A 21,618-nucleotide genomic window follows, 5' to 3' on the forward strand; every position below is an offset into this window, starting at 1 on the left:
ACCGTGTTCCTGGTCGAGCAGAACGCCTTCGGCGCGCTCAAACTCGCCGATCGCGGCTATGTCATGGTCAACGGCAACGTGACGATGAGCGGCACCGGCAAGGAACTGCTCGCCAATTCCGAAGTGCGCGCCGCCTATCTCGAAGGCGGGCATCACTGAGTTTGGAGCGGAATAGGTGCATCCGATATTCCGCTCCAATTTTTTGTTTGTCGCATAATGCTTGTCCGAAAAGTCTGCAACTTTTCGGGATCATGCTAGGGAGTATCGACCATGCAAGGCATTCTCTACGAGGAGCAGTCGATCTGGCAGTTCTTCTTCGTCACCTGCCTGCTCGGCGGCTGGGCGGCATGGATGACGGGCAAGGCCAGCGCCCAGACATGGCGCACTTTCCCGCAGCTGTTCGCCTATATGCTGGGTCTCGGCATCGGCATCCGCTTCATCCATCACGCGCTGTTCGACGGCACGATGTTCTCACTGCATTACTACATCGTCGACACCATCGTGCTGATGATACTGGGCTTCGTCGGCTATCAATACACACGAACAAACCAGATGGTCACACAGTATAATTGGCTCTACGAAAGAGCTTCCTTATTGAGCTGGAAACGCGTCAAATCCTAGGGCCGCTCCTTCGCGCGCAGCGCGAGGCCCTGTTTCGAGGCGCATCGCCGGAAGGCGATGCGCCTTTTGCGTTTCGGCCGGCATTTCTGCTCGATCGGTAATATCAGGGTGAAGGAATTTCAATTGATTGGAATGGAGGGCCGCGCTCCTATTGGCCATGCGATCGTGATGAAGCGTTTGGAAAAGACGCGACCTGGGCCGAGGCCCGGCAGAGCGAAGAATAAACAAACCGGCAGCGCGGCATCGCAGTTCTGACGAAATGGGAGAACCTCATGTCCAAATTCCTGTCAAAGGGTCTTGCCTCGCCGCTGGCCATGCTTGCCGGCCTCGCACTCGCAGGTCTTGCTTTTGCCTTGCCCGCGTCGGCTGACGGTGCAGGCGTCAAGATAGGTGTTGCCGCCCCTTTCACCGGCTCGAGCGCTCCTTGGGGCGAACAGTTCAAGCGCGGCACTGAAATGGCCGTCAAGGATTTCAACGCCGCCGGCGGAGCCGCGGGCCAGCAATTGTCGTACGAGATCGGTGACGATGTCGCCGATCCGAAAGCAGGCGTCTCGGTCGCCAACAAGTTCGTCGCCGACGGCGTCAAATGGGTGATCGGGCACGTCAACTCAGGCGTTTCCATTCCGGCATCCGACGTCTATGCCGAGAACGGCATCATCCAGATCACGCCGGCATCGACCAATCCGACCTTCACCGATCGCGGCCTGTGGAACACCTTCCGCACCACCGGTCGTGACGACCAGCAAGGCGCGGTGGCGGCGGCCTATCTCGTGAAGCATTTTCAGGGCAAGCGTATAGCCATCGTCCACGACAAGACGCCTTTCGGCGAAGGACTGGCACAGATCGTCAAGAAAGGCATCAACGAGAAAGGCATTACCGAGGTTGTGTTCGAAGGCATCAACATCGGCGAGAAGGACTATTCAAGCCTGGTGACCAAGCTGAAGGAAGCCAATGTGGACGTGCTCTACTACGGCGGCGTTTACACGGAGGCCGGGCTGATCATCCGGCAGATGCGTGACCAGGGCCTGCAAGCGCCATTGATGGGCGGTGACGGCCTGGTGACGACCGATTTCGGCGCTATCGCCGGCCCCGGCGGCGCCGGAACATTGATGACGTACACGCCCGATCCCCGCGAGAATCCGGAGGCCAAGCAGATTGTCGAGCGGATGAGGGCGGCGGGATTCGAACCGGAGGCATTCACCGTGAAATGCTACGCTTCGGTGCAGATACTGGTGCAATCCGCCAACGCCATTAAATCGACAGATCCGGAAAAGATCGCGGAATACATGCACTCCGGACATGTATTCGATACCGTCATCGGCAAGATCTCGTATGATGAGCGCGGCGACATGCTTCAAGCGAACTATGTCATGTATGTCTGGAAACCGACGGCTTCCGGCGGTCTCGACTACGCCGGCAATGAACTGACCGACTGACCTCGGCCTGCCGGGCCGGAAGCGTCGTCCTGGTCCGGCACGAGCGCCATACAGCACTGTGGATAAAGCCGCAGCCTCCCTCCCAGCAATGGGAGGGAATTTTGCTTTCACCGCCCTTCGTTGCCTATCTCCAGGCCCTGTTATAAACATATGACATACCAACGGGGCGCCGAGGATCCTTCACTGGAGCACTTGCTGAAACGACTGGCCTTTCGCCATTTGCGGCTGGTCATCAAGATTGCCGAGGAGCGTAATCTCGTCGGCGCGGCCAAGCGGCTGAACATGACGCAGCCGGCGGTGACCAAGGCGCTCCGCGAAATCGAATCCATGCTGGGCGTCGACCTCTTCGAGCGCACCAACCGGGGTGTGATCCCGACCATCTATGGCGAGGCACTCGTGGCTCATGCCCGCCTGGTCCTGACCGATCTCAGCCGTGCCGCGGAGGAGATCAGCGATCTGCGCGACGGCACCGGCGGCCGGATCGCGGTAGGAACCCTGCTTGCGGCATCGGCCAGCCTGCTGCCTGACGCGATCGTCAAGTTGAAGAAGGAGCGGCCAAAGCTCGCCATTTCGATCAAGGAAGGCACCAACGACCTGCTGCTGCCGGGATTGCGACAGGGCGAACTGGATCTGGTGCTGGGACGACTGCCGCAGATATGGGATTGCGAGGGTCTTGAGCAGGAAACCCTGTTTCAGGATGCGGGATGCATCGTCGTGCGCGCAGGGCATCCGCTTATCGGCCGAAACGATCTCGGCTTGCACGACCTTCTGGCACTGGACTGGATATTGCCGCGTCAGCAGACGACCCTGCGGCGGCAGATCGATCTGGCCTTCTTCGACGAGGGCCTGGCGCCGCCTTCGAATGCGGTGGAATCGGTATCGCTTCTGACCAACAGGGCATTGATCTTCGACGCCGGCTATGTGTCGGTCTGGCCGTGGCAGGTTGCCCAGCGCGAATTGCAGACCGGCCGTATCGCGATCCTGCCCGTGCGGCTCCGACCGACGGAAGGGCCGGTCGGCATCACCACACGGCTCGGCGCGCGCCTGTCGCCCGCGGCCAAGATGCTGGTGACCATGCTGCGCGAGGTGGCTGCGGAAATCCCGGCATTTCCGCTGCCGCAGGACCGGGCGGTTATACCGGCATAGCTTAAATTCAATAGCCCTTCGGTGACAGCCATGCGATGTCGCTGGCGTTGGCGAGGCTGGCGCCATCGCGCAGTTTCGAAGGCGCTCCCCTTGGTGCAGACACTTGTCCATCGCTTGACCATCCGCCATCTGCGCCTGATCGTGGCGATCGCCGAGCAGAACAGTCTCGTGGCCGCCGCACAGCACCTTCACATGACCCAGTCCGCCGTGACGAAGGCGCTGCAGGAAGCCGAAGCGCTGCTCGGCATCAGCTTGTTCGAACGAACCATCAAGGGTGCCATTCCAACCATTTTCGCGCATGGGCTGATTGTGCATGCCCGCCAGGTGTTCGCCCAATTGCAGCAGGCGTCCACGGAGCTGGTCGAGCTTCTCGACGGAGCAAATGGCAGGGTGGCGATCGGAACGCAGTGGTCGGCAGCCGCCGAACTCGTCCCGAAGGCGATCTATCAACTGCGCGGCACGCGGCCGAAGCTTACCGTCTCGATTGTCGAGGGCACCAATGACGCGCTGATTCCAGAGCTGCATCTGGGTCAGCTGGACATGATCGTGGGGCGCCTGCCAGGCATGCTCGAACGAGACGATGTTGCCCACGAGACATTGTTCGAGGACATGGCTTGCGTGGTCGTGAGGCATGGCCATCCTCTGGCGGATTGGCCTGACATCGGTCTTGCCGACGTGGAGAAGTCCGACTGGATTCTCCCCAGGCGCGAGACGGTGTTGCGACGGCAGATCGACAAGGCATTTCGCGATGCCGGACTGGAAACGCCGGGCAACGCGATCGAGTCGGTGTCGCTGCTCACCAACAGCGAATTGCTGGCATCCTCGGACTATCTCGCGGTCTGGCCGTGGCAGGTGGCGAAACGTGACGTGCTGTCGGGTCGCCTGGTGGTGCTGCCGATCGTTATCGGCGAGACGATCAATTCGGTGGGCGTCACTGCCCGCACCGATGCGCCCATGGCGCCGGCAGCGAAGGCATTTCTCGAGACGCTTCGCAGCGTTGCCGCAACCATGGATGTCTGTCCGCTGCTTCCGGGCATTCGCGAAGGCAATAGCAGCGGGAACTAAACTCAATTGCCGCCATCCGGCCATGCCTCTACCGATGGAGCCGGACGGGCGGCCGGTCAAACGGCGACCTTGTCGGGGAGGGCTTTCCATTGGTCGAAACCGAGGCCGGCTACCAAATTCTTGGCACCAATCACACCAGTTTTACGGTTTCCGACCTCGATCGGTCGGTTGCCTTCTTCCGCGATTGCCTCGGCTTCACGCTGACCTCGCGCGCCGGACGCGACCGGCGGATCATCGAGATCGTCGTTGGCGTGACCGGGGCCGACATCGAGGTAGCCTACCTGACTGGGGCCGGTCATGTCGTCGAGTTGATCCAGTATTTTTCCCCGGACGATCGAAAGCGTGTTCAGTCCCGCCCTTGCGACACCGGTTTCGCGCATCTTGCCTTCGACGTGGTGAACATCGACGCCTTGATCCTCGCGGCGGGAGAGCATGGCTTCCAGCCACTGGCAAGCCCGGTGAAAATCGGATCCGGCGGTCCGAATGGCGGCCGGCGGGTTTGCTATATGCGCGATCATGACGGTGTGACGATCGAGCTCATCGAGAGTCCGCAAACTGCCTGGCGACCGGCGCCGAATGATTCGACGTCCTGAGGCAGGAGGACCAGATGACGGACGCTTCCAGAAACATCGCGGTCGTCACCGGCGGCGCCAGCGGCATCGGCGCCGCATGCTGCCGTGAGCTGGCCAGGCGTGGCGCGCGCGTCGTTGTTCTCGATCGCGACGGCGGGGCGGCGAACGTGCTGGCCAAGGCGATCGACGGGCACGGCTGGTCCTGCGATATCGAGGACGACAACGCGGTCGAGGCTGCCGCAAGTCAGATAGAGGCCAGGTTCGGCGCGGTCGACATTCTGGTCAACTGTGCCGGTATCTTTCAGCGGCCATTGTCGCCGGAGACGCTCGATATCGCGCTGTGGGACAAGGTCATCGCCGTCAACCAGCGCGGCACTTACGTCGCCTGCGTGGCCTTCGGCCGTCGCATGGCTGCCCATGGCGGTGGCAGCATCGTCAACATAGCATCGATCGCTGCCGAAGCATCGATGCCGTTGCACGCCTATTCGCCATCGAAGGCGGCGGTCGTGTCCATGACGCAATGCCTGGCCGCGGAATGGGGTCGCTCCGGTGTGAGGGTCAATGCGGTGTCGCCTGGATATACGCTGACGCCCGCGCTTCAGCAGGCAATCGACAGGGGCGAGCGCGTCGCGGGCGCACTTGAAAATTCCGCGCTCGGCCGCATGGCGAAGCCAGAAGAGATAGCCAGCGTTGTCGCCTTCCTCGCCGGGCCGGCGGCAAGCGCGGTCACCGGGGTGAACCTGCCGATCGATTGTGGTTGGCTGATCGCCCAGACCTGGACCCCTTACGGTGGGGTAAGACCGGAGCGTGGCCCGGGCGTCCCTCCGGAAACGATATTCCGCCAGGAGATATCAGACTGAGCAATATTCCATTGCCATATAAGTCTGTTCCGGGGACCTTACGGCATCGGGTGTGTCCACAGGACCATGTGAACTCGACGAGCGGAAGACCATCCGGTATCCGCACATGATCAACGACATGTTGGGTGGTGAGGATATTCGCGGCCTTTGAACATCGGGCACCGACACTCGTCACACCTCTACTGGGAGAACTTGATATGACCGACCTGTCTGGGCGAGTAGCACTCGTTACCGGAGGATCATCGGGCATCGGACTGGCCACGGTGCGCAAGCTGAGGTCGCTCGGGGCGCATGTCGTGTCGGGCGATCTGACGCCATTCCCGGAGGCCTTGGACGCCGTCACCGGCGTTGTCGCCGATCTCTCCACCGCTGACGGATGCGCGGCACTCGTTGCCCGGGTTCGGGACGAGCACGGCCGGCTCGATGCGATCGTGAACAATGTCGGCATCGCGCCGACGCGCAACGGCTTCGAGACGATTACCGATGACGACTGGCTGCTGGTGTGGAACGTCAACGTGATGAGCGCGGTCCGAATTACGCGAGCGGGGATTGCGATGCTGCGGCAATCCGGCAATGGCTCGATCGTCATGACCTGTTCGTCCACGGCGCGTGTGGTCGATCCCTACTTCGTCGACTATGCGGCGACCAAGGCTGGTCTGCTGGCCATCACGCGCGGTCTGGCCGAAGAACTCGGCGCTCACGGCATACGGGTCAACGCGGTCTCCCCCGGGTCGATCAGGACACCGCTGTGGGACAAGCCCGGAGGATTTGCCGAGCAACTGGCGAGCCGCCTTGGTACCGACGTCGAAACCGCGATCGAGCGCTATGTTCGCGACGAGCGGCGCATCACCCTAGGAAGGCCCGGTGTTGCCGAGGACGTGGCCAACACGATCGCATTCCTGGTCTCCGACGAGTCCTCCTACATCACGGGAGCCGATCTGCCCGTGAACGGCGGAAGCGTCAAACACATCTGACCCCAGCAACCCGAAGACCGACGAAGGAATCGCTATGACACACGCGGGATCCCGCACATTCGTGAATATCGACCCTGCGCACTGGGACAACATGTACGCACTCAGCGCAACGCCTGCCGTCGTGACCACCGTCGACCTCGATGGAAACGTCAACGCCTCGGCGATGGGCGCGGTGGTGCGCATTGCGCATGACCCGGTTGCTGTCACGTTCACCATCGGGCTCGGCAGGGATACCGCCCATAACGTTTCCGCCACCGGAGAGTTCGTGGTCAACATCCCGTCGTTCTCGCCAGAAGACCTGCGCTCGATGTGCCTCACCGGCGCGGACCTCCCCGCGGGGAAGAACGAGTTGGACTATGCCGGCCTCACCGCCATGGACAGCAGGGTCGTCAAGCCACCGCGCATCGCTGAATATGATCGCCACTTCGAATGCCGCGTCCTGTGGAACATGCAGTGGCGTGACCGGCTTACCATTGTCGGTGAGGTGGTGGCCGCATCCTGCTCATCGGACGTGATGGACGAGCATGGAAAACTCATCTGGGAGGTGGCCCGTCCAGCGACTTATTGCGGGGGCCCCTACGGCCTGACGTTCACGCCGTCCTTCGAGCGCACGACGGTGAAACTGGGATCCGAGGTCGACGACCTGATGTCCAGCCTTCGCCCCACCCCGCCGGGGTACGCGGGCATCATGGGAAACCGTGTCTCCAACGAGAAACGCTAGCCAGGTCCGGTCTCGGACCACGGTTCCGCAGCAGAGCCGGGAGCGTCGCCGAGGTGGCGCTCTTTCAAGGAGCTGCCGCGGTTGGCGGCAGCACAGCGACAAGCGTCGGACCGCAAAGCGCTCGCGAATGGTGCGAGGGCGCATACCGATCGTTTGTCCCTTCATGGCGCAGTCCCATGCGCGGACCGTTCACTGCTCCACGCGCTCGATAGCCAGTCGCTTGCCGCGAAGATCGAGGACGGCATGCATTCCCCGGGGCGACATGGAGCGATGCCAAATATCTGAGTGGTGCATCCATAAGTGATTATTTTTCAATGGCTTATGCACGCCAAAACGCGAGCTGACGATCAGGCGATCGCGCCATAATTTGGTGCCCTCAACGCTCAAGAGAGGGTTCGCATGATGAACATGTCCAAAGAACAGATGCACTGGATGGTAAAGGTCTTCCAGCCGGAAAAGACGGTCGCCTCGCTGCCCGGGGGGACCTCGCTCACCGAGGCCGCACGCGCCGCGCTGCTGGGACTTGATCCCGGCTATTATGCAGCCGAACTCGCAAGGCTCACAGCGGGGGCCAAGAATGCGGCGCAGGAACTGTTGGCGGACCCGCATGTTGGAGCCATGGTCGATCGGCTGCCGTTGCAGGCAGGCGCCCGGGTCTGTGCTCTTGGCGACAGCCGCACGTCCGATCCGCAATCCTGGGCGGCCATCCTGCAGGAGATATTTTCGGCGCGGCGGCCGGCCGACAACATATCGGTTGTGGCCAGTGCCATCAGCGGTGACACGACAACCCATGGGCTCATCCGGATCGGCGAAGTGCTCGCCGCCGCACCGGATTGGATTCTGTTCTTTCTCGGCTTGAACGATGCGAGGACGCAAGGCGGGGAACCCACCAAGACCATTGTCCATCGCGAAGAGACGGCGCGCAATCTTGCCGAGTTCCGGTCGCGGATCACGAGAGAAACCAAGGCGCGGCACATCTGGGTCACGCCGGTTGCCGTGAATGAAGACCGGGTGACGAACCATTGGGCGCTCTCCCATTTCGGTGTGCGGTTCCGCAATGAAGACATTGCAGAGGTCGCAAAGGCCATGCACGGGTTCGGCGACGCCGTGGTTGATCTCTTCGAGCGGTTCGATGCGTCTTCGCTCGACGCATTGTTGATGGACGATGGCCTCCATTTCACCGAAAACGGACAGCGCCGCATCGCACTCGAGGTTCTGCGCTCCTGGAGTGACCTGAATTGAAGTACCTCATCACAGGGGCGACCGGAAACATCGGCTCTCTGGTCACGACGCGCCTGCTCCAAAGGGGCGAGGAGCCTTGCGTGCTGGTTCGCGACAGGAGGAAGGCGCGGAAGGTCTACGGCGATCGCGTTGAAATCCGGGTCGGCGACCTCACCTGGCCTGCTGAACAGCTGGCGACCGTATTCGAGGGGTCCGAGGCGCTCTTTCTTATCAACACAGGCCCCGATCTGGCGCAGAGGGATGCAAATTGCGCGCTGGCGGCGCGCAAGGCCGGCATAGAGCATCTCGTCAAGCTCTCGACGCTCGATGTCACAACCGGCATTGGAACGGGTCCCTGGCACGCGCGCGGCGAGGCGGCCATACGCCGGAGCGGTGTGCCGCATACGTTCATTCAAGCCGCGGCCTTCATGTCCAATGCCCTAAGCTGGGCGGATTCGATCCGGACGGACGGCGCGCTCTTCTCATCGACCGGCGATGGCAAGATTGCCTTCATCCATCCCGGCGACATCGCCGACGTCGCTGTGTCGGCATTAACGCGAAAGCGGGCCCAGGAAACGCCGCTGGTCATTACGGGCCGGGAGGCGCTGAGTTATCGGGACATGGTCACGGCGATCGGGGCCGCAATAAGCAAACCCGTCGGCTACAAAGCCCTGTCGGATGCGCAGGCCCTGGCCGGGGCGCTGATGTGGGCTGATCGCGCCTATGCCGAAGCGCTGGTCGATATCTGGCGCGCCGTACGCGAGGGGCGCCTTGCCACGGTCAGCGCCGGCGTCGAGCAGCAGCTTGGGCGCCCGCCAAGGAGTTTTGTCGACTGGATCGGGGAAAACATCGGCGCTTTTGGCGGAAAGGCAACGCGATCCTGAGAGCGCTCCCAACCCTGTTTGCTTGCAAACAGGGTTACCGGCTGAGTTCCGGGTGGACCGCCAAATAGGCGAGCGTCGCCTTGACCGCTTCGCCCTTGGCTTGCCGGGAAGTGAGTGGCGATAAAGTCACTCCATGCACAAGCCCTTCAACAAGATTTGGCAGCACAAACAGGATGCGGTCCATATCCCTGGCACCGCATCGAATGATGCACTCGGCAAAGGCCGCGTGCAGCGCGGCCCGAAAATGCTCCGGTCCCTCATTGATCGCGACGGAAATCAACCGGTGCAACTCCATATCCACGCAATGAAGATCGACCAACTCTTCCACAAGGTCGACGACAAACGCGCTGAACGGCGCTGACCCATATGACGCGACGTGGCGCTCGAGGAGGCTGCGCACGTCGACCACGTGGCGCTCATGCAGAGCGCTGAAAACCGACCGCTTGTCGGGGAAATATTGATAAAGGGAACCGATGCTGACTCCCGCCACCTCGGCAATGCGGTTCGTCGTCATCGCGCCCGCGCCGTGCCGCTTCAAGATCAGGGGGACGGCGGCAAGAACGGCTTCCACGGTTTGACGTGAGCGGTATTGCCGCGGAGTGCGCCGGGCCGAGATGTTCGCGCTATGCGTCATGCAGGGGAAAATACCCAGTCGTATGACGCTGGTAAAGCGCCTCGCGCGCTGCAAGTCCAACGTGAGGCCGAAGACGTTGAAGCTGGCGGCATTCGAGGGTCCACGGGGAGGGCGGCTGCAGGACCGACGAGAACGGCAAAGCCTGGTACGAAGCCGACGAACGTTCCACCGCGTAAACGACAGCTTCATGCCTCGTGCGGACTTCTACCCGCTCGGAGCCGTTCCCGAAAGTAGGTCACCGCCCACCGCGACAAACCTGTGACTGATCCGCTCCCTCCCGCTTTGTTTCATACGCGTCCCTGCCTACCCCTGTGGACTGCATCCACGCTCCCTGCCGGGAATCCGCCGTGGCTTGCGGGGTGGGCGTCGCAGCGATTTATCGGGCGCAAGTACGGATTCGTCCTGGGAATTAAGCTGTCAGTGCACTTTTCGCGATGCAGGGTTGATCTCCCAGCCAGGGCAGCCCTCTCGTTGACCCAAAACAATCCCGCCCGATCCGCGCTCCGTTGCTGGAGTGTATACGTTCGCCATCGATCTCCCAATTGATCGAACTCGCCTCCTGTCACCTGTTCTGTGGATAGACCCCAAACACCACCACCATTCCCGACATCCCCTTGCAAGAAATCTTATAGTAGAGACCTAGGGGAATCGGGTAGATGTCGAGCAAGCTGGGTCATAGCGTCTTGTTGTGCACGCTGCTGGTCGTTGCCGGCTGCAGTGCCACGCCGGGCAAGGACTTCTTCACCGAGACGGTCGAGAGCCTGCATTCCAAGAATTCGCCCTTGCGTGCGGGCTACACCGGCCCCGGCGCCGTCACCTCGGCCAGTGACCAGGCACAGCGCTTCAACGGCGCGCAGTATCAAGGCTCGGGCCAGTTCGTGTCGTCGGCCGCTCCCGTCACCGAGGTCACCGGCGACGGCAGCGGGCAGTATGAACTCAACCTCGTCAACGCACCGGTGGCGCAAGCCGCCAAGGCAGTGCTGGGCGACGCCTTGCATGTCAACTATGTCGTCGATCCGCGCGTCCAGGGCACGGTTACCCTGCAGACGTCGAAGCCGGTGTCGAAGGACGCGCTGTCGGACATACTGGAATCGGCGCTGGCGGTGAACGGCGCCGGCATCGTCAAGCGCGGCGGCACCTATCAGATCGTGCCGCTGTCCGAGACGCTGTCGAGCACGCCTTCGGTCAGCGTGCCCTCGGTTTCGCCGTCCGGGCCGGGCGTCAAGGTGCAGGTGTTGCAACTGCAGTACATCGCCGCCGACGAGATGAAGACCATCCTCGAGCCGATCACCCGGCAAGGTTCGGTGCTGCGGGTCGATTCGACGCGCAACCTGATCACCGTCGCCGGCAACAACAGCGACCTCGACGCCATCCGCGAGGCGGTCTCGGTCTTCGATGTCGACTGGATGCGCGGCATGTCGGTGGCGCTGCATCCGCTGAAGGCCTCCAAGCCGTCGGCGGTCGCCTCGGAACTCGATTCGATCTTCGGCACCAAGGAAGGCCCTGGCGCCAAGCTCATCCAGTTCATCCCCAACGATCGGCTGAACTCGGTGCTGGTCATCACCTCGCGCCCCGCCTATCTCGCCCGCGCCGCGAGCTGGATCGCCAAGCTGGACAGGCTGGCCGAGACCAATGAGGACCAGTTGTTTGTCTATCAGATCCAGAACCGTCCGGCCAAGGAACTGGCCGAGGTGTTGAGCTCGGTGCTGGGTACCCCGGTCAAGACCGAGGGAAGTTCGGCGGGGTCCAATGTCGCGCCCGACCAGACGCCGATCACCCTGCAGTCCGATGGCGTCACGCCGGCGCCGTTGACCGGGCCGTCACCGATGCAGGAAGTGGCGCCCGACGGGCAGCCGAAGCCGCATGCCAGCGTCGTGGCCGATGTCGAGAACAATGCGCTGCTGATCCAGACCACGGCGCGCGACTATGAGCGCATCGAGCAGATCCTGGCCAAGGTCGACGTGCTGCCGACGCAAGTCATGCTGGAAGCCGTCATCGCCGAAGTCACGCTCAATGACGAGTTGAAGTACGGCCTGCGCTGGTTCTTCGAGAATGGCGGCATGAAGATCTCGGTGTCCGACGTCGCCAAGGGCGTTGCCGCGGCGGCACTCCCCGGCTTCAACTGGAGCTACGCTACGGACAATATCCAGGTGACGCTGAACGCGCTGTCGAGCATCACCGACGTCAATGTCATCTCGGCGCCGACCATCATGGCGCTCAACAACCAGAAAGCGATCTTGCAGGTCGGCGACCAGGTGCCGATCGCCACACGGCAAGTGGTGGACCAGACCCTCGGCACTTCGCCGGTCGTCTCCGTCGAGATGAAGGACACCGGCGTCATCCTGACGGTGACGCCGCGCATCAACAATGCAGGCCGGGTCATGCTCGACATCGAGCAGGAGGTCTCGAACGTGACCAAGACGACCAGCTCCGGCATCGATTCGCCGACCATCCAGCAGCGCAAGATCCAGACCCGGGTGCTGGTCAATGACGGTGAGAGCCTGGCGCTGGGCGGCCTCATCCAGTCGCGCAACAATGTCGACCGCACGCAGGTGCCGATCCTCGGCGACATCCCGATCTTCGGCAACGCGTTCAAGCAGAAGACGGACACGATCGGGCGAACCGAGCTGATCATCTTCATCCGGCCGCGCGTCGTGCGCGACATCAGCGAAGCGCGCGAGGTGACGGAAGAGTTCCGCGGCAAGATCAGCTTGAAGACGCCGATCCAGAAGCGGCGCGGCGGCACGCCTCTGCAACAGGACCTCAAGAGACTGGCCTACTGACCATGCAAGCGGATGTTGCGACCCTGATCGTTGCCGGCCTGGTCCTGGCGGCCATTCTTGTCGCCATATCGGTCGTCGACTTCAGGCGCATGATCATCCCCGATGGGCTCAATCTGGCCCTGGCCGCGGGCGGGCTCGGTTTTCAGCTGATCGCCCAGCGCGACAATGCGGCCATGCAGGTGCTCATCGCGGCGTTGACGCTGGCGGTATTCTGGGCATTGCGGCGCGGCCATTTCCTGCTCACCGGCCGGATCGGTCTCGGCCTCGGCGACGTCAAAATGCTGGCGGCGGCGGCCTTGTGGATCAGCCCGCTGCTGTTGCCGCTGCTGTTGTTCATCGCCAGCGCCGCGGCGCTGCTGTTCATCGGCGGACAGGTCGTGGCAGCGGGGCCGGCGGCGGCGCGGACGCGGGTGCCGTTCGGCCCCTTCATCGCGCTCGGGCTCGGCTGCGCATGGGCATTCGAACACTTTGTCGGACTGAATTTGGGGATGCTGTGATGCAGATTTTCCGTCTCATCGGCCGAGCCGAAAGCAAGCGGGACAATGAAACCAAAGCCGGGGATAGCGAGGCCGGATTCACCCTGGTCGAGCTCCTGGTAGTGCTTGCCATCATCGCCCTGATCGCGACGCTGGTCGCGCCGCAGGTGCTGCGCTACCTCGGCTCGGCGCGCACGAGCGCCGCCAAGGCGCAGATCAAGAACATAGAGAGCGCGCTCGAACTCTATTATGTCGACAACGCCAAATATCCGTCGAATGACGAGGGCCTCAAGGCACTGGTGACGGCGCCGCCCCGCGATACCCACTGGAACGGTCCGTATCTCAAGACGACCGGCGGTCTCAACGATCCCTGGGGCAAGCCCTACACCTACGAACTGAAAGCCGATTCCAGCGGCGTTGTGATCCGCACCTTCGGCCGCGACGGCAAGCCCGACGGGACCGGCGAAGACCAGGACGTCACCAATTGATGCACGATCCACCGAGGCAGCCGGGAAACGACCGCGTCATCTGCCCGACTCACCCTGCAGGTTTGCCAGGCTGAGCCGTGCAAAGCCGTCTGACGTATAGGTCGCGCCGTCCCTGGCGGTGGAGATCCTGAAGCGGATGGCGGTCGGCAGCCGCCGGTCGAGCTTCCAGTCCGCCGACCAGGATCCTTTCGAGCCATCGAGATATTCGAAACGCACGCCGGTGACGCCGCCGATCAGCGGCACGGTCCGGTTTTCGGGCATATCGCGGGCGCCGTCGCCGCGGCGCGGCTGCTGGACGATCGACAGACGGCCATCGCCGGTGGGCAGGATCGAAACCTGTCTCAGCGCGGATGAACCGAAGCCGATCGCCATGATGCCATTGAACTGCAGCCGGTCGGCCGCGCCGCTGAAGTAGATGACATCGTCGGGTGTCGACTGGCTCAGGGGCAAGGCCTCGGCATTGCCGAGCGCGGCTTCGAGAAAGCGCGTCGCGGCGTCGACCTCCATCTGCATCTGGCTCGCATTTTCGATGCGCACCATCGTTCGCGCCTGCCCGAGAAACACGATCATCAGGGCTGAAATCACCCCCAGCATGGCTAGTCCGACCAGCACGTCGATGAGCGCGAAGCCCTCGATCGCGCCGCGTCGCGCAGCCTGGTGTGGTGTACTCGACGGCACTTTCCGGCTGCGGCGCCGATCCTGCCGCGGAAGGGAGGCGAGACGGAACGCGGCGATAGGGACAGCAGAAAAACTCATGGCCGGGTCTGCTGCCGGACAGGCATGAAGGTCACAAACGACTGGCTTCCCGCCCCGGCACCGCCGTTTTCGATGACGATGGCGGTGATCTTCGCCTTCGGGCCGCCCATCGGCTGAACCTTGACCGTCCAGCCTGATCTGGCGACGGCGTCGAGCCCGGCCGTTGTGCCGCTTTCGGTGTCGGCGTCATATTGCGCCATGATCGCGCGCACCTTGCGCGCTGCCTCCACCTGCTCGCGCGCCTTCACGATGCTGCGGCTGGCCAGCACGATCGTCTGGCTGGCAATGCCGAGCACCAGAGCGAGAATGGTCATGGCGACGATCATTTCGAGGATCGAGAAGCCGTCTTCGCTGTTGGCCTGCGTCATGGATTGGCCTTGCGGCTGGCGAGCCCTGTCAGCCAGTTCACCTCGATATGGCTTGCCTGTCCGGCGCGCTGCAGGTCGATCTCCATGCCCGACGAACTGCCATCGGCAAGAAATGTGAGAGCCGCCAGGCGCCCGTCCGCCACCGTTTCGCGGCCGGTGGTGATGGTCATCTTCACATCCTGCGGCAGGCCCAGCACCGGCCGGTCGCCGAACCGGATCGTGCGGCCGCCGGTATCGATGACGACCTGCTGCGGCCTCGCCGTGGCGATCGCCAGCGTGCGCGACATGCGAAGCCTGGCCATGATCTCGCTCGACAAGGCATCCAGGCTTGGCGAGCGGTATCGCTGGACGATGCCGGGCGCGGCGATGGCGGCAACGACGGCGATGATCGCCAGCACCACCAGCATCTCGATCAGGGTGAAGCCGGCGGCGGCGTCCTCGTCCTGCGGCGCGGCGGCAAATGCCCTCATTGCAGCGCTAGATCGTTGATGCTGAGGATCGTCGTCATCACCGAGACCACCAGGCTGCCGACAAGGAAGCCGAGCGAAATCGTCATGGCCGGCGTCAAAAGCTTCAGCAGCGTGTCGATCCGCCGGGTCAGCGCCGTCTGCAGCATCTTGCCGGCGCGGTCGAGCACGACGGGAAGCGCGTTGGCATCGTCGCCCAGCGAGATCAGCGACAGCGTCGCATTGTCGAACAGGCCGGCATTGGCGGCGGCGTTGTGCAGCCGGGCGCCATTTGCCACCTCTTCCTCGATGGCGGTGAAGCTCGCCTTCAACGAACTCTGCTGCGAAACATTGGTCGCCAGCCGCAACGCCTCGCTCATGGTGACGCCGTTGCCCAGGAGCAGCGAAAGCGTCTCGAGATAACGGGCGAGCACCGCGTTGGTGACCAGCGAACCGACCAGCGGCGTCTTCAGGAGCCAGCGCGAAAAGACGCTTTTCGCAGCAGCCGATCTCGACAGGACGAGATAGGCGAGCAGCGCCAGCAGGGCGATCAGCGGGAAGACGAAGGGGTAGTCGTTGAAGACGCTGCCGAAGGCCGAAAGCATGCGCATGGTCAGGGGTTTGCGGGCGGATGAACCCTCGAAGATCGGCTCGAGCGCCGGCACCAGCACCGTCGCCAGAATGACCATGGCGCCGCTCATCACCACCAGCAGGAATGCCGGATAGGTCAGCGCCTCGATGATCGCGGCCCGGCGCTTCGCCTTGGCTTCGAACGTGTCGGCCAGGCGCTGGCATATATAGGCCATCTTGCCGCTGCGTTCGCCGCTGGCAAGCAATGCGGCGACATCGGGCGTGATGCCGGGCAAGGTCATGAACGCATCGGCGATCGAGCGTCCGCCGGTGGTGAGGTCGAGCACCGTCTGCAGCTGCTGGCGCCTGGCGGCATTGCCTTTGCCCGAAATGACCGCGCTCATGGCGCGATCGATGGTGAAGCCGGCGTTGAGCAGCACGGACAGCTCGGCAAACAGCCGGCTGAGGTCGACACGCCTTGTCAGGGTGAAGCTGGCCTTGCCGGGCAGGCCGATCCGCGCCTTGTCCTCGCTTGCCGGCGCCAGATGGTAGGAGCGGCGTCCCTGCTGGGCGAGCTTGCGGGCGGCGTCCTGCTTGGTCGGCGCCTCGACCAGGCCGTTCTCCCTGCTGCCGTCGGCGAGATAGGCGCGATAGGCGAATGCCGGCATCAGCCGCCCCCATCGAGATCGATGACGCGCCGGACTTCTTCGAGCGTTGTCACCTGGCGTTGCACCAGGGTCGCCGCGTGCGCTGCCATCGGCGTCAGGTCGGCTTCGGATGCCGCCTTGGTGATTTCCAGTTCGCTGGCGCCTTCGTCGATGAGGGTTGCGATGCGGGGCGACACCTGCAGCATCTCGTAGGTCACGGTGCGCCCGCTGTAGCCGGTGCCGTTGCAGCTCTTGCAGGAGGCAAGCGCCTCGGCCGCACCCCTGCAGGCGGGGCAGACGCGCCGCAGCAGCCGCTGCGCGATGACGCCGCGGATCGTCGCGCCAAGCAGGTAGCCGTCGACGCCCATGTCGCGCAGGCGGGTCAGCGCGCCGGCGGCGCTGTTGGTGTGCAGCGTCGAAAACACCAGATGGCCGGTCAGCGCTGCCTGGATGGCGATCTGCGCCGTTTCGCGGTCGCGGATTTCGCCGAGCAGGATGATGTCGGGATCCTGGCGCAGGATCGAACGCAGCGCGGTGGCGAAATCGAGGTCGATCGCCGGATTGATCTGCAATTGCGTGATGCCGGCCATCCTGTATTCGACCGGGTCCTCGACGGTGAACACCTTGACGTCGGGCCGGGAGCGCTCGCCCAGGATCGAATAGAGCGTCGTGGTCTTGCCGCTGCCGGTCGGGCCGGTGACCAGCACGATGCCGTTGGCGGCCTGCGACATCTGCCTGATCTTGGCCTGGGCTGCGTCGTCGAAGCCCAGCTTGTCCAGCCGCAATTCGACGCCGGCGCGATCGAGGATGCGCAGCACGATGGCCTCGCCGTGGATGGAGGGGATGACCGAGACGCGCAGATCGACGTCGCGTCCGCGCACGGCGATGCGCATGCGCCCGTCCTGCGGCAGCCGCCTTTCGGCGATGTTGAGCCGCGACAGGATCTTGATGCGTGTCGATACGCCCGACAGCATCGCCGACGGCGCCGTGTCGACGACCGAGAGCATGCCGTCATTGCGGAAGCGGATGCGCACATGATCTTCGAGCGGCTCGATATGGATGTCGGTCGCCTTGGCATCGACGGCGCGGTGGATGGTGTCGGCGACGAAGCGCACGATCGGCGCCTCGCGCGCGAAATCCTTCAGCCGCTCGAGGTCGTCGGAACCGAAATCCGAAGGCCCGGCCGTACCGGCTTCGAGCGACACCGCCTCCGCCGCCGACCGCTCCAGCCGGTCGATGCATTCGCCGATCATGCGGCGCGGCAAGACGCGCAGCGATGGCGTGCGTTCCCAGTGAAAGGCGAGCGCATCGATGGTCGCCGCCGAAAAGGGATCGGCCACCGCCACGACCAGCTGGCGCTCATCCATCTCCAGCGGCAGGACGGCGTTTTCCCTGAGATAGGACAGCGGCACGCTGGCCAGCATTTGCGGGCTGAGCTGTTCGGGCACCTCGGCCAGGACGGGCACGTCGAGGAAGCGGCACAGAGTGTTGGCGAGCTCCTGTTCGCCGATCAGGCCGAGTTCGGTCATCACCGTGTCGAACGGATGTCCCGATGTCCGCGCCGCCCCCAGGGCGCGCTGCGCGCTGTGCGCGGTCAGAATCTTCTCGCCCTCCAGATAGGCAAGGAAGGCTTCGATGCGGGAGGTCTGCGGCGTGGCGTTCATGGTCTAGCTCCACTGCCCCAGCAGCTGCGCCACGGCGCCGCCGAACAGCCGGTCGCAAGCCGTGGTGGGCGCCGATGCCGTAGGCTCGGCCGCGCCGATCTCCGCCGCCGGCATGCTCGAGACCCGCCTGAAACCGGTGGCCATCAGCGGGGATTTTTCGACCACCAGCCCGGCCTGGCCGACGATGCCCGATCCGTCGCGCCTGGCGGTGACTTCGACCGTGTAGACCGTGCCGCCATTGTCCTCTCCACCCGGCTGCCCCTCTTGCTGCCCCTCTTGCTGACCATCTTGCTGACCATCCGGCGATGTGCCGGTGACGATAGTGCGAAGCCGCCGCGGCGCCTTGGCCAGAGCGATCGAGCCTTGCTTGAGATCGACGGTGAAAGCGCCGTAGAGATCGCGCAGCGGTATTGCGGCGAGCGCGGAAAATTCCTGCAGTTCCGATACGGATTCGAACGCCGCGAATTTGTTCTGCCGTGGACCGAGCGAGGATTGCGGCTGGACGCCGGCGGCGAAGGCGTTGGGCGGCCCCCTGAACGTGACGATGGCCTTGGCGATCTCGCCGGCGGTCTGCGGCGCAAAGCCCAGGGATGCCACGCCTTGCGTCAGCAACTGGTCGCTGGCGGCGTTGAGATCGATGAGGCCGCTGTGGTCCTGGATCGTGAGTTCGTAGCTGAACTGGCCGGAATGGCAGCGCGCCGGCTCGGCATTCTGCGGCAGCTTCGTGGCGGCCTGATCGTCGAACAGTTCGCTGGCCACGACATTGACCAGGCCGTCGGCGACCATCGACAGCCGCTCATGCTCCATCTCGTTGCCGGCGATCATCAGCCGGGTCCTGGCGGTCAGTGCGAAGGGCACGACAACAGCCGAAACGATCAGCATGAAGACCAGCACGGCCACCAGGCCGAAGCCGTCATTGCCATCGTCGGCAGGATCAAAGCCCATCGCCGCCTCCGGGGGGAGGAGGGGGGCGCATCACCGGCGGATAGAGCAGGATGCGGGCCGATTTGCCGTCCCGTTCCAGGGTCGCCGCATCCTTTTCGACGCCGGCAACCCTCCAGCCGTCCACGGTTTCGCCGCTGCCGTACCAATTGGCCTTGTCGGCGCCGGCGGGCTGGAGCAGCACCCTGGCGCCGGCGCCGCTGATGCTGACGCCGAGCAGCGCCGGCGCTGCCGCGGGCGCAGCGCTGGCCACGGGCTGTGCCGGCGCGACGGGATCCGCCGCCACCGGCGCCAGCGGGGCTCCGTCGGCGACGGGCACGAATTTGCGCCGCGTCGGGGTGAACAGGGGGCGGGCGAACGTTTCGGCAAAGCCGCTGGCGTCGATCTCCGCCGGCAGGCCCGTTGCCGGGTCCTGCGCCTCGCGAAGGCTGCGCTGCGCCGACGGCCTTGTCGGCGAGATGTCGACCGGCGTGTCGTAGAGCGCCACATTCGCCAAAGCGAGGGCCGCCGCCGCCGCGCCAAGACCGAGTGCCGTGACGAGCCTGATCACGGCGTTGCTCCCGATGTCGCCGCCGCCATGCCGGACGGCAGCGCGCCGTAGAACAGCACTTCGGCGAAAATCTCCGGCTCGACGTTCGGCGCTTCGGACGGCGCGACATTGGTTACCCGCAAGGTGGCTTCGCGCACGAACAGCACCGGCAGCGTCGTTTCGAGGCTGAGCATGAAGCCGTGGACGCCTTCCAGCGTGCCCGAGACATTGGCGCGCAAGCCGAGATAGGCGACGCCGTCCTCGTTGAGCGCCGGCGCGTTGCCGGCCGACAGCACCACCACCTTGTTGGCGGCGGCAATCGCGTTCAGCCGCGTCTGCAGCCCGCCGCGGATGATCGCCTCGCTGTCGCCGGACAGGAACTCGCCGCTGCCGGCGGCGGCGGGCGGCGGCGCTGACGCTTCCATGGTCTTGGCCAGCGCCACCACCGCATCGATCTGGCCGAGCGTGGCGCGCTTGTCGTCGATGTCGGCGCTGGCCGAGGCGACGCTGCCGAGCGCGGCAAACAGCAGCCAGCCGGCCAGCAGGGCGCAGAGGCCGGCGATCGCCACGGCCAGCGAGCGGCGGACAGCCAGGCGACTGTTGAGGATGGCCGTCAGCATCGCTCAGGGCTCCCCGACCTTCGCGGTGATGGTGAAGCGCTCGCCGGTCTGCCCGGGAACCCTTGTGACCGGCGAGGAGAATTCCGGCGCTGAAAACAGCGGCGAGGCGTCGATGGGCTGGATCAGGTCGGCGGCCGAGGCGGCAAAGCCGGTGATCGTCAGCTGGTTGCCGCGCGAATTCAGGTCGCTCACCCAGGCGCTGTCGGGCAAGAGCCGCGTCAGTTCGGCCAGGATGCGCACCACCGAGACGGCGTTCTTCTTCTCGGCGCGCAGTTTTTCGGTCTGCTCCAGTTCAGTCTGGCGTTTCTGCAGCGCGGTGCGCGCCTTCCTGGCCTGGGCCTGGGCGCTGTCGATCTGCTCGTCGAGCATGCCGGCGGCCTGCCAGTTGCGCCATTGCGCATGGCCATAGGTGGCGGCAAGCCCGAAGAGCACGCAGGCGAACGCCGCGATCCAGGCACGCCGCGCCAGGCGGTCGCGGGGGCGGGCAGGCCAGACCGATGCGAGGCTGAGCGGATCGGCCGGCAGTGTCCGCCCGGCCTCCGCGATGGTGAGGGAGCCGAGGTTGCCGCCGACCGCGCGGATGGCGTCCAGCGCCGGCGCCAGCGTCTTCTTCCTGACCACGAAATAGGAACAGCCGCCTTCGGCCTCGCCGGCAAAGACGATATGCACCTGCGACGGATCGATCGGCGTCGACGCCATAAGGTCGAGCTCGGCCATGTCGCGCGCCTGCCGCACCGGCAGCCGCCGCGCGCCAAGCTGCCGCTTCAGGGCAAGCGTGCTGTCGATGCGGATGGCGACGCAAGGGTGGCGGCGCCCGGTGCGCAGCGGCGCGGCGATCTCGTCCGTGGTCGCATCCTGTTCCAGCGGCCGCGACTGGAACGCCGGCGCGCCCGCCGCATGGACGCGAATGCCGTCATCGGCGATGCCGATCAAGCAATCCGACGGTTTTGTCTGGCTGGCGCCGGGAACGAAGCTCGCCCAGGCCGCGCGCAATTCATCGCGCCACCAGTCGAACCCATCCAGCACCTGCGCCCCATACGTCGCCATGACGCCCCACCCCGCACGCCATCGCTGATTCTCGCCCGGGCGCGCGTTTGGAGCTTACAGGGGCGGGTGGAGATGCGTGTGAAACAGAGCGGGAGGGAGGGGATTAGTCACAGGTTTGTGGGGGGCGTGGCAATGCGTTTGGCCGTCT

General features: G+C 64.2%; 24 protein-coding genes and 1 pseudogene. 14 read left to right on the plus strand and 11 right to left on the minus strand.

The features are described from left to right. The 9 genes and pseudogenes from FJ967_RS22875 to FJ967_RS22915 all read left to right on the plus strand — a co-directional run. Window positions 1-159, plus strand: a pseudogene (locus tag FJ967_RS22875) (ABC transporter ATP-binding protein); the annotation flags it as partial. Window positions 160-270: 111 nt separating this feature from the next. Then, window positions 271-621, plus strand: coding sequence for a DUF6867 family protein (locus FJ967_RS22880; protein ID WP_140734089.1), 351 nt, complete (start codon window positions 271-273; stop codon window positions 619-621). Window positions 622-905: 284 nt separating this feature from the next. Further along, window positions 906-2,057, plus strand: coding sequence for a branched-chain amino acid ABC transporter substrate-binding protein (locus FJ967_RS22885; RefSeq protein ID WP_140734316.1), 1,152 nt, complete (start codon window positions 906-908; stop codon window positions 2,055-2,057). Window positions 2,058-2,249: 192 nt separating this feature from the next. After that, window positions 2,250-3,203 carry a LysR substrate-binding domain-containing protein gene (locus tag FJ967_RS22890; RefSeq protein WP_246675355.1) on the plus strand — a complete coding sequence of 318 codons (954 nt, stop codon included), beginning with the start codon at window positions 2,250-2,252 and terminating at the stop codon, window positions 3,201-3,203. A gap of 93 nt (window positions 3,204-3,296) precedes the next feature. Further along, the gene (locus FJ967_RS22895) at window positions 3,297-4,268 is read left to right on the plus strand and encodes a LysR substrate-binding domain-containing protein (protein ID WP_140734091.1); all 972 of its coding nucleotides are present in this window, start codon (window positions 3,297-3,299) and stop codon (window positions 4,266-4,268) included. A gap of 89 nt (window positions 4,269-4,357) precedes the next feature. Further along, window positions 4,358-4,861: a VOC family protein gene (locus FJ967_RS22900; protein WP_140734092.1), complete on the plus strand. Its 504-nt coding sequence runs from the start codon at window positions 4,358-4,360 to the stop codon at window positions 4,859-4,861. 14 nt (window positions 4,862-4,875) lie between these two features. Beyond that, entirely contained in the window at window positions 4,876-5,700 is an 825-nt protein-coding gene (locus tag FJ967_RS22905) for an SDR family oxidoreductase (protein WP_140734093.1), read from the plus strand. A 197-nt stretch (window positions 5,701-5,897) separates the two neighbouring features. Next, on the plus strand, window positions 5,898-6,674 hold the full coding sequence (locus FJ967_RS22910; RefSeq protein WP_140734094.1) for an SDR family oxidoreductase: 777 nt from the start codon (window positions 5,898-5,900) through the stop codon (window positions 6,672-6,674). A 61-nt stretch (window positions 6,675-6,735) separates the two neighbouring features. Continuing rightward, entirely contained in the window at window positions 6,736-7,395 is a 660-nt protein-coding gene (locus FJ967_RS22915; RefSeq protein ID WP_181176102.1) for a flavin reductase family protein, read from the plus strand. Window positions 7,396-7,584: 189 nt separating this feature from the next. Here FJ967_RS22915 and FJ967_RS22920 read toward each other — a convergent pair whose 3' ends face one another. Next, window positions 7,585-7,782: a hypothetical protein gene (locus FJ967_RS22920; RefSeq protein ID WP_140734096.1), complete on the minus strand. Its 198-nt coding sequence runs from the start codon at window positions 7,780-7,782 to the stop codon at window positions 7,585-7,587. Between the two features lie 12 nt (window positions 7,783-7,794). Here FJ967_RS22920 and FJ967_RS22925 point away from each other — a divergent pair, with 12 nt between their 5' ends. Further along, entirely contained in the window at window positions 7,795-8,637 is an 843-nt protein-coding gene (locus FJ967_RS22925; RefSeq protein ID WP_246675357.1) for an SGNH/GDSL hydrolase family protein, read from the plus strand. Next, on the plus strand, window positions 8,634-9,500 hold the full coding sequence (locus tag FJ967_RS22930) for an NAD(P)H-binding protein (RefSeq protein ID WP_140734097.1): 867 nt from the start codon (window positions 8,634-8,636) through the stop codon (window positions 9,498-9,500). The genes FJ967_RS22925 and FJ967_RS22930 overlap by 4 nt, the downstream gene beginning before the upstream one ends. A gap of 34 nt (window positions 9,501-9,534) precedes the next feature. Here FJ967_RS22930 and FJ967_RS22935 read toward each other — a convergent pair whose 3' ends face one another. Further along, window positions 9,535-10,134 (minus strand): TetR/AcrR family transcriptional regulator, encoded by a 600-nt coding sequence (locus FJ967_RS22935; RefSeq protein WP_181176103.1) that lies wholly within the window; start codon window positions 10,132-10,134, stop codon window positions 9,535-9,537. A gap of 656 nt (window positions 10,135-10,790) precedes the next feature. Here FJ967_RS22935 and gspD point away from each other — a divergent pair. From gspD to gspG, 3 genes are read left to right on the plus strand one after another with little or no spacing between them, the layout of a single operon-like run. Then, window positions 10,791-12,917 carry a type II secretion system secretin GspD gene (gene gspD / locus FJ967_RS22940; protein ID WP_140734099.1) on the plus strand — a complete coding sequence of 709 codons (2,127 nt, stop codon included), beginning with the start codon at window positions 10,791-10,793 and terminating at the stop codon, window positions 12,915-12,917. 2 nt (window positions 12,918-12,919) lie between these two features. Continuing rightward, window positions 12,920-13,414, plus strand: a complete 495-nt coding sequence (locus FJ967_RS22945) for an A24 family peptidase (RefSeq protein WP_140734100.1) — start codon at window positions 12,920-12,922, stop codon at window positions 13,412-13,414. Continuing rightward, window positions 13,414-13,881, plus strand: a complete 468-nt coding sequence (gene gspG / locus FJ967_RS22950) for a type II secretion system major pseudopilin GspG (protein ID WP_140734101.1) — start codon at window positions 13,414-13,416, stop codon at window positions 13,879-13,881. Before FJ967_RS22945 ends, gspG begins: the two co-directional genes overlap by 1 nt. Before the next feature lie 36 nt (window positions 13,882-13,917). Here gspG and FJ967_RS22955 read toward each other — a convergent pair whose 3' ends face one another. From FJ967_RS22955 to FJ967_RS22995, 9 genes are all read right to left on the minus strand, one after another. Next, window positions 13,918-14,559 (minus strand): general secretion pathway protein GspJ, encoded by a 642-nt coding sequence (locus FJ967_RS22955; RefSeq protein ID WP_246675358.1) that lies wholly within the window; start codon window positions 14,557-14,559, stop codon window positions 13,918-13,920. 74 nt (window positions 14,560-14,633) lie between these two features. After that, on the minus strand, window positions 14,634-15,005 hold the full coding sequence (locus tag FJ967_RS22960) for a prepilin-type N-terminal cleavage/methylation domain-containing protein (protein WP_140734102.1): 372 nt from the start codon (window positions 15,003-15,005) through the stop codon (window positions 14,634-14,636). Then, window positions 15,002-15,475, minus strand: a complete 474-nt coding sequence (locus tag FJ967_RS22965; protein WP_140734103.1) for a GspH/FimT family pseudopilin — start codon at window positions 15,473-15,475, stop codon at window positions 15,002-15,004. The genes FJ967_RS22960 and FJ967_RS22965 overlap by 4 nt, the downstream gene beginning before the upstream one ends. Then, entirely contained in the window at window positions 15,472-16,689 is a 1,218-nt protein-coding gene (locus FJ967_RS22970; protein ID WP_140734104.1) for a type II secretion system F family protein, read from the minus strand. The genes FJ967_RS22965 and FJ967_RS22970 overlap by 4 nt, the downstream gene beginning before the upstream one ends. Next, a complete protein-coding gene (locus FJ967_RS22975) occupies window positions 16,689-18,332 on the minus strand; it encodes a GspE/PulE family protein (protein WP_140734105.1) in 1,644 nt (547 codons plus the stop codon). The genes FJ967_RS22970 and FJ967_RS22975 overlap by 1 nt, the downstream gene beginning before the upstream one ends. A gap of 3 nt (window positions 18,333-18,335) precedes the next feature. Next, complete coding sequence (locus tag FJ967_RS22980; protein ID WP_140734106.1) at window positions 18,336-19,277, minus strand: general secretion pathway protein GspK; 942 nt, start codon at window positions 19,275-19,277, stop codon at window positions 18,336-18,338. Further along, a complete protein-coding gene (locus tag FJ967_RS22985; RefSeq protein ID WP_140734107.1) occupies window positions 19,267-19,824 on the minus strand; it encodes a hypothetical protein in 558 nt (185 codons plus the stop codon). The genes FJ967_RS22980 and FJ967_RS22985 overlap by 11 nt, the downstream gene beginning before the upstream one ends. Further along, window positions 19,821-20,423 (minus strand): type II secretion system protein GspM, encoded by a 603-nt coding sequence (gene gspM / locus FJ967_RS22990; RefSeq protein WP_140734108.1) that lies wholly within the window; start codon window positions 20,421-20,423, stop codon window positions 19,821-19,823. Before gspM ends, FJ967_RS22985 begins: the two co-directional genes overlap by 4 nt. Window positions 20,424-20,426: 3 nt before the next feature. Beyond that, entirely contained in the window at window positions 20,427-21,470 is a 1,044-nt protein-coding gene (locus FJ967_RS22995; RefSeq protein WP_140734109.1) for a PilN domain-containing protein, read from the minus strand. Between the last annotated feature and the right edge of the window lie 148 nt (window positions 21,471-21,618).

This window comes from Mesorhizobium sp. B2-3-4 (genome assembly GCF_006442315.1).
Lineage (GTDB): Bacteria > Pseudomonadota > Alphaproteobacteria > Rhizobiales > Rhizobiaceae > Mesorhizobium.